General features: G+C 64.5%; 11 protein-coding genes. 5 read left to right on the forward strand and 6 right to left on the reverse strand.

What is annotated here, in order from left to right; genetic code table 11:
- Positions 1-47 precede the first annotated feature (47 nt).
- The 3 genes from MHO01S_RS09710 to MHO01S_RS09720 all read right to left on the reverse strand — a co-directional run bounded on the left by MHO01S_RS09710 (position 48) and on the right by MHO01S_RS09720 (position 2,370).
- Positions 48-1,289 (reverse strand): MFS transporter, encoded by a 1,242-nt coding sequence (locus MHO01S_RS09710; protein ID WP_060959160.1) that lies wholly within the window; start codon positions 1,287-1,289, stop codon positions 48-50.
- The gene (locus MHO01S_RS09715) at positions 1,286-1,630 is read right to left on the reverse strand and encodes an ArsR/SmtB family transcription factor (RefSeq protein ID WP_060959159.1); all 345 of its coding nucleotides are present in this window, start codon (positions 1,628-1,630) and stop codon (positions 1,286-1,288) included. The genes MHO01S_RS09710 and MHO01S_RS09715 overlap by 4 nt, the downstream gene beginning before the upstream one ends.
- 215 nt (positions 1,631-1,845) lie before the next feature.
- Positions 1,846-2,370 carry a glyoxalase superfamily protein gene (locus MHO01S_RS09720; RefSeq protein ID WP_255266081.1) on the reverse strand — a complete coding sequence of 175 codons (525 nt, stop codon included), beginning with the start codon at positions 2,368-2,370 and terminating at the stop codon, positions 1,846-1,848.
- Between the two features lie 485 nt (positions 2,371-2,855).
- On the opposite strand from MHO01S_RS09720, the gene MHO01S_RS09725 reads away from it, so the two are divergent.
- The 5 genes from MHO01S_RS09725 to MHO01S_RS16480 all read left to right on the forward strand — a co-directional run bounded on the left by MHO01S_RS09725 (position 2,856) and on the right by MHO01S_RS16480 (position 7,131).
- The gene (locus MHO01S_RS09725) at positions 2,856-3,092 is read left to right on the forward strand and encodes a hypothetical protein (protein ID WP_060959158.1); all 237 of its coding nucleotides are present in this window, start codon (positions 2,856-2,858) and stop codon (positions 3,090-3,092) included.
- A gap of 8 nt (positions 3,093-3,100) precedes the next feature.
- Positions 3,101-4,057, forward strand: coding sequence for a serine hydrolase domain-containing protein (locus MHO01S_RS09730; protein WP_231735013.1), 957 nt, complete (start codon positions 3,101-3,103; stop codon positions 4,055-4,057).
- A 201-nt stretch (positions 4,058-4,258) separates the two neighbouring features.
- Positions 4,259-4,717 carry a MerR family transcriptional regulator gene (locus MHO01S_RS16325; RefSeq protein WP_082734111.1) on the forward strand — a complete coding sequence of 153 codons (459 nt, stop codon included), beginning with the start codon at positions 4,259-4,261 and terminating at the stop codon, positions 4,715-4,717.
- On the forward strand, positions 4,635-5,099 hold the full coding sequence (locus tag MHO01S_RS09735) for a VOC family protein (RefSeq protein ID WP_060959162.1): 465 nt from the start codon (positions 4,635-4,637) through the stop codon (positions 5,097-5,099). Before MHO01S_RS16325 ends, MHO01S_RS09735 begins: the two co-directional genes overlap by 83 nt.
- 706 nt (positions 5,100-5,805) lie before the next feature.
- A complete protein-coding gene (locus MHO01S_RS16480; protein ID WP_157553773.1) occupies positions 5,806-7,131 on the forward strand; it encodes a chymotrypsin family serine protease in 1,326 nt (441 codons plus the stop codon).
- Positions 7,132-8,080: 949 nt separating this feature from the next.
- Here the strand turns inward: MHO01S_RS16480 and MHO01S_RS09740 are convergent.
- The 3 genes from MHO01S_RS09740 to MHO01S_RS09750 are packed head-to-tail and all read right to left on the reverse strand — an operon-like array spanning position 8,081 to position 11,447.
- Positions 8,081-10,036: a site-specific integrase gene (locus MHO01S_RS09740; protein WP_060959156.1), complete on the reverse strand. Its 1,956-nt coding sequence runs from the start codon at positions 10,034-10,036 to the stop codon at positions 8,081-8,083.
- Positions 10,033-10,356, reverse strand: a complete 324-nt coding sequence (locus MHO01S_RS09745; protein ID WP_060959155.1) for a helix-turn-helix domain-containing protein — start codon at positions 10,354-10,356, stop codon at positions 10,033-10,035. Before MHO01S_RS09745 ends, MHO01S_RS09740 begins: the two co-directional genes overlap by 4 nt.
- Positions 10,353-11,447 carry a tyrosine-type recombinase/integrase gene (locus MHO01S_RS09750; RefSeq protein ID WP_060959154.1) on the reverse strand — a complete coding sequence of 365 codons (1,095 nt, stop codon included), beginning with the start codon at positions 11,445-11,447 and terminating at the stop codon, positions 10,353-10,355. Before MHO01S_RS09750 ends, MHO01S_RS09745 begins: the two co-directional genes overlap by 4 nt.
- Positions 11,448-11,589 lie beyond the last annotated feature (142 nt).

Here is an 11,589-nt window from a genome sequence, read left to right on the forward strand (position 1 = left end):
CGGCCGCTCGCTGGCGACCAAAACCCAGGGCCGTTTCGAAACCTCGTTTAGGGACGAACGGTTTCGGCACGGAGTTTTGGTTGGGTGCGCGTGTGTCGAGCCTGAACTGTGGCGGCTACGAGAGCGGCGCAGGCCACGAGCGCGAGGGCTACCGCGGCGGCGAAGAGACTCGCCCCGCCGAGCCACCCAGCGATGGGGTAGGTCACGAGGAAACAGGCGTGCGAGAGTGCGAACTGCGCGGTGTAGACCAGGTTCCGGTTCTCGGGCGTTGAGGCGTCCGCGAGGAGGCGTGCCGACGGAGTGTTGACCAGCGATGTTCCCATTCCGAGAACCACCCAGGCTGCAAGAAGCGCCACCCAGCCGCCGACGGCCGCGGTGAGTAGCGCCGTGACGGCGACAGCACCGGCAAGGCCGACCACGATCAGCACGGACCCGGCGATCATCGTCGGGACGACTCCGAACCGCTCGACAATCCAGGGCACGTTCAGTGCGACAACCAGGGAGCCGACACCGTAGCAGCCGAGCGCCAGCGCCAGCGCTGCATCGTCGAGGTGGAACACCCCGCGGGCATATACGACGGAGTTCACCAGCACTATCGCGGTGCCGGCGGCCACGACGATGTTCGTCAGCATCACGAACCGGAGCGTCGGTGTCCGAGCGAACACGCGCACACCCACGGGGAGCCGCTGCCAGAAGGTGCCTGAGGAGGTCGAGGTATCCCGAGGCGGGAGCTTGGTCGTGAGGACGAGCAGTGCGGAGCAGGCGAACCCGACCGCCGTTCCGAGGAAGAGGTTGTTGTACGCGACGACCGTGAGGAGCGCCGCTGCGATGATCGGGCTGAGCAGTGCTTCGAGGTCGTACGCGAGACGCGACAGCGACAGGGCGCGGGTGTAGTCGCGTGACTCGGGGAGCACGGCGGGGATGAGGGATTGGAACGCCGGGGTGAAGGTTGCGGACGCCGACTGCAACACGAACACCAGAACGTAGATCTGCCACGTTTCGGTCACCCACGGCAGGCTGAGCGCGATCGCGAATCGGATCACATCGGCCCCCACGAGCACGACCTTCTTGGGCAGTCGGTCGACGAGAGCTGCGACGAGAGGAGCGACGCCGACGTAGGCGACCATTTTGATTGTGAGAGCCGTCCCGAGGACCGCGCCGGCTGAGTCGCCGGCCAGGTCGAATGCGAGCAATCCGAGGGCGACTGTGAGTAGTCCGGTGCCGAGGAGGGCGAGAACCTGAGCGAAGAACAGCGCCCGGTAGGTCGAGTTGCGTAGGACGTGAATCACGAGTGGTGTCTCGGTGTTTCGTCTACGGCATGTTCGGCTTGTCGGATTGCCTCGATGGCGAGCCGCGTCGCGTGCTCGTCGATCAGGCGGTAGAACGCCCGGTTGCCGTCCTGCCGGACTCTGACGAGCTTGCCCCACCGAAGTTTTGCCAGGTGCTGGGAGACGGCCGCGGGGCTGCGCTCGACGAGCTCGGCCAGGTTGTTCACCGACATCTCGCCCTCACGCAGCGCAAGCACAATGCGGATGCGTGTCGCATCGGCCAGGAGTCGAAAAACCTCTACGGCAAGCTCGATGTACTCGTTCGAGGGTGTGAGGTCATCCCCATTAGTATCTACGTGCATACGCAGATACTAACTCTTGCCAGCGCGCGCGTCGTTTGTGGCTTTCCTCAATCGCTCGAAACTGATCGATTTTGGCACGACAGCCAGCGTCAAGAGACGGCCGCGCCTGTAGATCGCGGCAGTGGATGCCGTCTTTCTCGCGTCGCTTAATGTCACGCCAGACTTCGGGGTCGTCTGGTGGCCAGTTGTCTCGGTCGTCCTCTCGTGCGCTGGTCCTATCCGTTGGGCTCACAGAATCTGAGTTCGTTGCCGAACGGATCGATGATGGTCATGGTCGGGCCGCCTGGGGCGTCACGGTCGATTCCGGGACGTTGTGAACCGGCGGGGCTCGCCATCAGTACGTCGCGGTAGGAGGTGAGGGCTCGTGTGGGAATCCATACGACGCTGCCGGGCGTGCCATCGCCGTGGTGCTCGCTCAGGCCGAGAGCTGCGTCATCTCGGCTGACCCCAACGAACAGGGGCAGGCCCGGTTCGAACTGGTGCTCGAAGTCGATGCTGAAGCCCAGCCAGTCCACGTAGAACTGTCGAGCCAGGGCCGCGTCTTGAACGCGCAGGATGGGCATGGGACTGCCGAAACCAGGCTTGTGGTAGGTGGCGGCTAGCGCGTTCCAGTCGGCGAGTCCGGCCATTCGCGCGAGAACGTCAAGGGCCTGCCCGTGGCTGAGGGTGAGGTGGGGCTCTAGTCCGCTGCGCAGCGCGCGAGCGAGGACCTTGGCATCGTTTGGGGTTAGGGGGATCACGGTGGCTCCAATGCTCGGGAAAGACGGGGGTGCTCGCGTTACCGGCGTACAAACCGATGGAGTGGTCGTGTCCAGATAGTGGAGGTGCGACGTGTTCACCTTTCCCCGAAGGGTGCGAGCGGCAGGTACGTCAACCTCTGGCAAGCCTATCCGCTAAGGCTGGCTGATCGACTTTCAGCGTCCTATAAGTAGTGCCTCTTGGGCGGCGTCCACGGCCTCAGGGGTGAGATGGGTGTGGTTGTTGATGTCGAGGATGCGCCTGACCTGGGTGACAAGTCGGTCGGCGAGGCGGAAGTTCCCGTTGGTCGCTCGGACGATCGATCATGAGAACTCCGACGCCCTGAACTGCGGGGTCATCGTCATCGCCACGGTCCCCGAAGCAAGCGATCCGACGAGCTGATGGAAGGCACGTACGGATCACCGCTTTCAGTGCATGTGGTCAAGGTTGGTTGACCGGCTGCATTCCGTCAACTAATATTGACCGCATGGAGTTCACGCAGATGACGGCGGCGATGGCCACGATGGGCGACGAAAACCCGTTGGTGGGTCTTGGTGGCTTGACGCAGCTTCGCGGTGAGGTGGAGCGTGCTGAGGCCGTCCTGGTTCGTCGGTCCCGCAATGCCGGGGCGACATGGGTGCAGATCGCGGCCGCTCTGGGAGTGTCCAAGCAGGCCGTGCATCAGAAGTATGCCGGTCGCGGTCTGTTGGGTGGTCGGGGATGATGTCCGCGGTGTTCGGCGACGAGCAGCTCGCGGCTCGCGCAGCTGGCCTGCTGGGTTCCCGGCATCCGCGGTTCGCTGTAGCGACGGTCACCGCGACGACGACCACCGTCGCCAGCCGTGGCGCCGAGCTCGGCGCTGATTTCGAGATCGCCTCGATCTCCAAGGGCCTCACCGGCTTGCTCTACGCCGATGCTTTGGCACGCGGGGAGATTCGACGGGACTCGACGCTCGGTGAGCTGCTGCCGCTGGCGGGTACTCCCGTCGCCGGCGTGACGTTGGACTCGCTCAGCACCCATCGTTCGGGGCTGCCTGGCCTTCCCCGTTCTGCCCGGCCGTTGCGGCGGACGATCGCGTTGTGGCGGCACGGGACCAATCCGTACGGTGAGAGCGTCGAACAACTTCTGGAGCAGGCGCGCGGTGTTCGCGTCGGTGCGCCTCGGCCTCGCTACTCCAACTTCGGCTTCGAACTGCTGGGCCACGCGATCGCCGGCGCGGCTGGAGTGAGCTTCGCCGAGCTTGTCCAGTCTCGGTTGGCAGGGCCGCTCGGGCTCGACGGTCTCTACCTGCCGGCGACCGCGGAACAGCTCCGACCCGGTGCTCTCCTCGGCAGAAGCAGACGCGGCAAGCCTCGCGAACCATGGACAGGCGAAGCGTTGGCACCTGCCGGGGGCATTCGTTCCTCCATCCAGGACATGACCCGGCTGGCTGTGGCACTCCTTGATGACTCGGCTCCGGGCATCGATGCACTTGATCCCGTGGCACCTTTCGGCGGGGGAACGCGCATCGGCGCCGGCTGGGTCATCACGGAAGTCGGCAATCGCTCGATCACGTGGCACAACGGCGGCTCCGGAGGGTTCCGTTCCTGGCTCGGCCTCGACCGCACGGCGGGCACCGGCGTCGTCATCCTCTCCGCCACTCCCGCCTCGGTCGACCGTCACGGGTTCGCCCTGCTGGCCGAGCAGTAGACCGGTTCAAGTGGCCACCTGACGACCCCGGAGTCCGGCACGACATCAAGCGACGCGAGAAACACGGCATCTACTGCCGCGATCTACAAAGTGGCGTGCGAAAACGTGTCCCGTATCGAAACCTAATTACGGGACGTGCGGTTTCGGTCCGTAGTTTCGGGACAACCGCGGCCGGTGGGCGGGATGCGCGAGAATCGGGTCATGCGTATTGGAGAGCTGGCGGCCAGGACGGGAGCTAGCGTGAGGGCGCTTCGGTACTACGAGGAGCAAGGGTTGCTTACGCCGCACCGTACGACTGCGGGGCAGCGGATATACAGCCCCCAGCACGAGGAAGCTATCAGGAATATTCAAGACTTGATTGCGGCTGGCTTTTGCAGTTCGGTGATCGCTACGCTCCTCCCGGTTCTGTCTGATCCGGGGATGTCGACCGGTGCGCTGCAAGCGGCCGTGGACGCCGCTGAGGAGCGCTTGCTCAGTGAGCAGCGGGCGATCAAGGAGGAAGTGCAGCGCCTGACCGCGCTTCGTTCCCGGTGGGGTCTTGCCCCTCACGTGCACGTCAGCAGTCAGGGTGAAGAGCATGACGAATTCCACAACCCCGAAACAGCTCCGTTTGATCATCGAGACCGACGACTTCGACACCGCGCTCCGGTTCTACCGTGACGTTCTCGGTATGCCCGAGCAGATCGCATTCGCCACGGACGGCGACGATCGCGTCGCGATCCTCCATGCCGGCGTAGCAACTATCGAACTCGCCACGCGAGCTCACGTGAAGAACATCGACGAAATTGAGGGAATGCCTCCCGTGCGCGGACAGGCCTTGCGCATCGCGCTCGAAGTCGATGATACCGCCGAGGCTGTGTCCGCAGCCGCTGAAGCTGGCGCAGCCATCCTCGCGGCTCCAACACACACGCCCTTCCGTTCCCTCAATGCGCGAGTCCAGGGACCTGCAGGCTGGCAAGTCACGTTCTTTCAGGAGCTGGAAACCCTGCAGGAACGGCAGATGCGAGAGGGGTTCACAACCGACGACGCTCGCGACCGCTAAAGGCCTGCCCAGTTGTAGGTTTCCGCAATCGCTCGAAACTGATCGATTCCGGCACGAGCGCCGACGGCATCCGACCGACGTCGACACGCCGTGCCGAAACCCTGTACCAAAACCTCCCGTCCCGTGCCGCAGTGGTAAACGTTTCCGGCACGACGACTAGGCACGTATGCAGGCTGAGTGTTGCCTATTCGTTTGAGGTCGCGCGATGACTTCAGATGCAACTACGAGTACCGATGGCCTGCGCACAAGATCACCTCTAATCAGGCCTTTCTTGTCTGGTGCGATGCGCATCTTCGACCTGCGCAGTGTTGTCATTGCGCCGTTGCGGTGTGAAGTCCGCCAGTGGCGGTTGATTCGGTTGGGCGAACTGCGGTCTGAGCGCCCAGCTCACTAGTGTCATTTCACTATTGCGTGAGCCGCGCAACGATACGCGAGTCCCGCAGCATCCACGGCAGCGCAGCCGTGGCATTTCGCGCGCTCCTTCCCTCCCTTACCTTCATTGCGGCGCTAGCCCGGGTGCCCGAACTCTGCACGCGCCATACCACCCGCCGAGTTGAATCTCAAGCTGATTCTTTCATCGGCATCCAATAGGTTTCCCATGAGAGCCGCGCGTCAGGGATGCTTGCTGTACTCGCTCTCGACGTGGTCGAACAACTCGCTGACGCGCTGCTTCATCACCAGATATCGAAACGAAGGAGAAGGAAGTGTGAAGAAGCGGACAAAACTTGGCGGGGCTGTCGGGGCAGCCGTCCTGGCGCTGACAACGATCGTAGGCGCCGCGGCGCCGGCGACTGCGTCGACTGACTCATCGACCGATGATCGCGCAGACAACTCTTTCACCTTCCTGGTGCCGGAGGACTCAGCGAGCAGCGCCGAAATCGGGGACGTGCAACCTCTGTCGGCGGAGGATAGAGAATGGGCCGATATATCACACCGGCTGATTCAGATGACACTCGCCAATGCAGAGGTCCTCGCGACATCGACGGTCTTCGACCCCGACACGAAGCAGATCAAGCTGTACAGCGCGGCGCCCGAGGGCATCGTCAACGCCACGATCGAACGCTACGGGCTTGGCGATTCCGTCGTGTACGCTCCTGCTGCTCGGAGCGCGCGAGCCCTTGACGCGGTGATTCAAAAGCTAATCGGCGACTACGGGGTACTCCCATCAGGCCATCAGGTTGCACTCGCCATTCCGTCTGTGGATGGTGCACGTGTGGAGCTGGTTGTGGATGAGGCATCTAAGAACCGGACGGCGCTGAAGCTTCCCGATGTTGATATTCCTGTGGACATCACGTACGGTCCCATGCCCGTCTCCGCGACTCGCAATGCCGCTCCGGCTGCGGGAGATCCGTCACTATTCGTGGGCGCATACATGCAGAACGGCCAACTGGCTTGCACCACAGGGTTTCCTCTCTCCCAAGTAGGGAGCGGAATCCGAGCCATGGGCTCGGCGTATCACTGTGGGGCGGGCGTCAATTCACAGTGGTACTACAGCAGTCTGACCAGCTGGCCGATCGGACAGTTCCAGGGGGGCCTGTATCCCGCAGGGATGCCTTACGGAGATACCGCGCTCTGGACAGGTAGCGGCGTATCGAGTTTGGTCCCGGGAATTTTCGTCGGAGACCACACCGTGTCGGGATCAACGGTGCGCCCGATCCGAGGAGCCGTCAGCTCGTCTGTAGGGATGTCGATGTGTTACTCAGGTAGTCGAAGCGGAACTGTCTGCGGAAACGTCATTGATCAAGTCAACGTTTCCGCATGCTATGGCGGCGGACTGCCGTGCTTCGAGAACCTAGCGCTGACAAAGCAGGCAGTGGGTATCCCCGCTGCAGGTCAGGGAGATAGTGGCGGGCCGGCCTACTTTGTGGGCGGCCCTGGTAACGGCATCTACGCGGCCGGTGTGATCAGCGGCATCCGCAACTACTCTGGCGCGTGCACAGGGGACACCGGGCGGAGTTGCAGCGCGGAGGTGCTCTATGCTCCGATCACCGAGTTCTTCGGTGCGAACTGGGGCTTGAACTACTATCCGTAAGCTCTTCTATCTGTGGAACCGGACGTAGACCTCGTATCCTTCTACGTCCGGTTCCACCGTCAACTCATGGGTCCGAAGTATGAGATTTGCTGCGCAGGGGTCTAACCCGGTCGACGTGAGCTCGATGTAGATCCGCTCTTCATCAGAGCGGATGTCGGCAACATTGGGTATCCAATCGCATCCCGTTGACCCGGGAACTGTGATGAACAATTGGTGGCCGACGCCCGCTGCTCGAACCAACTCAGTGTCTTCTCCGACCACCTTAAGTGTGGATGCTGAGGGTGGAACGGTGGCCTCAGGATTTGGGGGTTCCCCGCATCCAACAATTGACGCTCCCATGCCCGTTGCCAAGCAAACTGCCAATGCACGGATGCTCCACTTGGGAAGGTTGAATGAGCGGCTCATAGGTGTTCTGAACGGGTCGAGGGCTGTCGTGTCTAGATCATCTTCCAACCTGTGGCTGATTCCGTCTATACAGCGCCACCGTTCGTATGTCGGGACGTCGATAACGCACCGGACAGGGCGAGCAAAATGTCGACCGCGAGGAGGCCCAGCGCGACGGGAAGTGGCCCCGTGTCAACGGCGGCGATCACCTGTGCGGAGAACGCAGCTTCTGGGCACGTCCATCGTGGAACCGCTGATCATGAGCGGCGCCCGGCGTAGCCTCTACGGCGCGCTTAGCACACCGGATCGCCCCCACCACTAGGACGGTCCCCGCGTGCTCGTCGTTCAGCCGACAGAACATCCGATTCTCTTCCTGGCGGGCCCGCAAGAGCGGCGACGTCCACCAAATCGTTCATCGCGCTCCCAGCGCTGCTACGCGAGGGCGATCCGGATCGGCGTCGCGTACCCGCGAATGGAGAAGCTCGACGGCGATCTCAACGAAGTCGTCCTGGGGTAGACCCTCAGGCGAGGTATCTACGTGCATGCGCGAATGCCCATATCTGCGCTACCTGAGGCGGAGTGCGGGGTATCCGGAGTAGGCGGACGCGGCGAGCGTCTGCCAGCGGTTGGCGACGCCGACGCTGATGCCGGTGAGGTCGGAGAGGGGCCCGGCGGGCATGATGGCGGCGAGGGCGAGGAGGGCTGCGCCGCGGAGGGAGACGATGCTGCAGCCGAGGATCTGCAGGTCTTTGACCATCATGCTGTAGTCGGTGTGGGCGCCGGCGCGCAGCTTGGAGGGGAAGAGCCAGTCGGAGTCGGTGTCCCAGCGGCGTGGGGCGTCGAGCTGGCGTCGGATCAGGGCGGGGAGCGGGTCGCGGAGCCTCACGGGGGATGTGCCGATCGTGACGGTCATCTCGTCGCCGGTGTCGGTGATGTCGGATCGGGTGAGTTTCGCGACGGCGGAGCTGGGGCGTCCGAGGGTGCCGCAGAGCAGGCCGCAGATCCGCGTCCGAAGGGGAATGGTCTCGTCGGTTTCGAAGCGGTGCATCCAGTCGCGGTAGATGGGTATGGGGTAGCTGGTGAAGGGGTCGATCCAGCGGGACGGCGGCGGGCTCATCCGCGTCGCCCGTCCGGTGTCTGCGGCCCAGCGGATGAAGGTGCGGAGCTGGTCGAGGTGTCGGGGGAACTGTTCGAGGTAGTCCTCGACGAGGGTCTGGGAGCCTGTGTGTAGGTCGAGGTTGTTGTCTTCGAGGTAGGTGAGGAAGGCCAGCGCGATCCGGCAGGATGAGCGGGCGCGGTCGAAGGTGCCGTCGCTGATGCCGTTGCGGGCGATCAGGAGCCGGGTGCGGGCGACGACGGACCACCGGCAGTAGGGCCCGAGGATCCGTGCGATCGCGGTGGGGTGGCCGGTGAGGAATCGGTCGAGCCAGCGTTCGAAGTGTGCCCATGCCTGGTCGCGGGGTGGGAGCACGCCGACGTCGGTGAGGGCGTGGCGCATGAGCTCAGCGGCTTGGGTGATCGGGTGCTCGTCGAGGGCTTCGTGGGAGATCTCGAGGCGCCCGGTGAGCATGTCGCGGATCACCTGGGCGGATGCGGAGCGCTTCGGCCAGCGAGACATCGACTTGGGTTCGGGGTGGTTCATGAGCCTGACGCGGAGCGGCTCGAGCGTTTCGCGCCGTTCGGGGGTGCCCACTGCGAAGAGGGCGTCGACGGCGTCGCGTGCACTGCAGGGGAAGCACTTCTTGCCGTCGCGGATGTCTTCGATGCCGCAGCTGGCGCAGATGAATGGCGACGGCCGTCCGGCGCAGGGAGTGCAGGCGAGGGTGCCGTCGTCGGCGACGGATGCGACGAGGGTGACGCGCTGGCATCGCGGGCAGGGGCGGCGGGTGCCGCGGATGATGTCGAAGCAGGGGCTGCAGGTCGCGCCGCCGGTGAAGCGGACTCTGACCCGCGCGGTGCGGCCGCAGTGCACGCAGGGTTCGATCTTCCCGGGTGCGCACTCTGGGCAGAGCGGGCCGTCCGGGGTGGTGGTGTGGACCAGGCGCACGTTGCCGCAGCGGATGCAGGGCTTCTTCGCGTCGGGGAGCCGGCGGCGGCAGTTGTTGCAGATCGGGACGCCGTCTCGTCGGATGCAGACGGGGCGTGTCCGCCCGCAGTCGCCGCAGGGCTCAGCGGAGAGCGCGTGTGCGCACCCGTTGCAGACGCGCCGCTCGTCGGGGCCGCGCCCGATGATCCGTTCTCGGCCGCATCGCTCGCAGACCGGGATCACCACGGCATGCCCGTTGTCGCGGACCCGGCGGAGCATGCGTTGCAGGATCGCGGGGGTCATCCGGTCGGCGGCATGGGCGAGGTCGGTTGTCGTGCGGACGTAGCGGGCGATGTGCCCGCGGGTGACGGCGGCGGGAGCGAACTCGACGATGAACTCCGTGAGCGCGGATTCGCCCATGCTCACCCAGGGTTCGCCCTGCGCGAGGAGATGGTGGACGGTGTCGGGGAGTGCGGTGGTGGGCGGCGAGCTCACTGCTTGTCGGGGCGGACGAGCTTGGCAGGAACGGTCCGCAGCGACCCAAGCTCGGTGACCGTTCCGCCAACGACGCGGCTCTGCTTCACGGCGACGTCCTCGAACGTAATGAGGTCGTTCGGGGTGCAACCGAGGATGACGCAAAGCGCGTCGAGGACCTCCATGTTGAGTCGTTGCGGGGGGCTCGTCACCAGCCGATAGACCTGCTCCCTCGAGAGGGAGACGCCCTGCTCGGCCAGCAGCGGGACGAGGTCGGTGGTCTTGAAGATGTCGCGCTCGGCGAGCCGCCGGCGCAGGTGCCACTCGAACCTGCGGGTCATGCGACGCCCTCCTTCTTTCCGAGCACCCGATCGAGCGCTTCGTGAAACACCCGGTTCTTCCAGTCATCGCTGACCGAGGTGTAGATCGCCGTCGTCGAGGAGTGGTGATGCCCGACCTGCTCCTGCACGAACCGCTCGGCGTAGCCGAACTCGATCAAATGCGTCACATACGAGTGCCGCAAGCTGTGCAGGGTCAGCATCGGATCCAGGTCGAGGTCGTCGCGGATCCGCGCGAATCGGACGTCCGCCGTGCGGGTGCTGATCCGGGTGCGACGTTCGCTCAGCCAGAGCGCCGCGGCCTCGTCCGTCGCGATCCGCGGCCGGATCTCCTCCACCCAGACCTTCAACCCCCGGGTGGCCCACTCGAACTCCGGCAGCGCGAGAATCGTGCGGCGCCGCGGCGGCGAACCCTTCATCGCCTTCCCGTAGCGGACGTGGACCTTCCCGTACGGTCCCCAGTCGGGCATGTGGGGGTTCGGTCGCAGATCGTTGACGTCCAACATCACCGCCTCGCGGCGGCGGAGGCCGAAAGCGTAGACGGTCTTGAACAGCTGCGCGTCTCGTAGCGCCGGTAGCGCCGCCTTCCCGCGACTCGCGATGAGGTCCTCAGCGATCTCGTCGGCCCGGGCGAAGAACGCTTCGAGCTCGTCGTACCCGAATGGGCGCCGCGACGCGCGCGCTTCGAATTCGGCCAGATGTGAGTGCGTGTTCCAGGGGTGGCAGATCTGTGCGGGGACGAGCCCGAACCGCTCGAGGCAGACGTCGTGCCAGTCGTAGGCCGGGTTGACGAGGAACTCGCAGAACAGCTTGATCATCAGATGGTAGCCGCGGATCGTGGAGTGTGCGGCCGGCTGCGGCCTCGACAGTAGTGACGACGTGAAGTCCTCGACGTCCCGCGGACCCCAGTTCCACGGATACTCGCCGGTGAACTCCTGGAACCGCCTCACACCCCACAACCGCGCTTCCACTGTCGACGTCGACAACCCGCGGGAGCGCAGCGAGATCGCGTACCGGTCCAGCATGTCGGTGAACGTGGCGCGCTCGGGATCCAGCTGCACGACCGGCGCGAGAACCAAGCGGTGCGAAACCATTCACCCTCCAGCGGATGCATTAGACGCAACAGGAATGGCATTCAACGTAACACACAGTCAACAGACGCAACGCATATTGCGCCTCGGGACCCAGTTGCATCAGGTGTTACGGTCAGAGCCCGATTTCGCCGATAACCCCGTT

The organism is Microbacterium hominis NBRC 15708 (genome assembly GCF_001592125.1).
Taxonomy (GTDB): domain Bacteria; phylum Actinomycetota; class Actinomycetes; order Actinomycetales; family Microbacteriaceae; genus Microbacterium; species Microbacterium hominis.

Bases quoted from the DNA above. Each gene is read 5' to 3' on its own strand.
- MHO01S_RS09715 (WP_060959159.1), bottom strand. From the start codon at position 1,630: ATGCACGTAGATACTAATGGGGATGACCTCACACCCTCGAACGAGTAC.
- MHO01S_RS09725 (WP_060959158.1), top strand. From the start codon at position 2,856: ATGGAGTTCACGCAGATGACGGCGGCGATGGCCACGATGGGCGACGAA.
- MHO01S_RS16325 (WP_082734111.1), top strand. From the start codon at position 4,259: ATGCGTATTGGAGAGCTGGCGGCCAGGACGGGAGCTAGCGTGAGGGCG.
- MHO01S_RS09735 (WP_060959162.1), top strand. From the start codon at position 4,635: ATGACGAATTCCACAACCCCGAAACAGCTCCGTTTGATCATCGAGACC.
- MHO01S_RS09745 (WP_060959155.1), bottom strand. From the start codon at position 10,356: ATGACCCGCAGGTTCGAGTGGCACCTGCGCCGGCGGCTCGCCGAGCGC.
- MHO01S_RS09750 (WP_060959154.1), bottom strand. From the start codon at position 11,447: ATGGTTTCGCACCGCTTGGTTCTCGCGCCGGTCGTGCAGCTGGATCCC.